At 52.4% G+C, this 510-nt stretch carries 1 protein-coding gene; it reads left to right on the top strand.

Annotation, left to right across the window (positions count from 1 at the left end):
• Positions 1–510: thiolase family protein (locus ACS8FC_RS21100; protein WP_439298218.1), on the top strand; the 510-nt coding region annotated here is incomplete at both ends.

The raw sequence follows: 510 nt of genomic DNA on the forward strand, positions 1-510 counted from the left end.
CAGCTTGGTCGATGATGTGGTACTTGGCTGTGTGACGCCAGTGGGCGAGCAAGGCTCTGATATTGCGCGCATTGCTGCTATTGATGCTGGCTGGGCACAGAGTGTGGCTGGATTAACCTTGTCTCGTTTTTGTGCCTCTGGTCTGGAGTCTATCAACCTAGCTGCGGCCAAGATCATGTCAGGTATGGAGAACATGGTGGTAGCGGGCGGCGTTGAGTCTATGAGCCGTGTGCCGATGGGCTCTGATGGCGGTGCTTGGTATATGGATCCACGTGTTAATGAAGCGACGCATTTCGTACCGCAAGGCGTGGGTGCAGATACTATCGCAACGCTAAAAGGCTTTAGTCGTAGTGATGTCGATGCCTTTGCCACTGAGTCGCATCGCCGCGCTGCACAGGCTTGGGAAAACGGCTATTACGACAAGTCTGTCGTCCCTGTCACCGATATCAATGGCATGATGCTATTGGATAAAGATGAAACCATCCGTCCTAATACAAAAGTCGAGACCTT

The sequence above is a fragment of the Psychrobacter sp. 1Y4 genome (genome assembly GCF_051847555.1).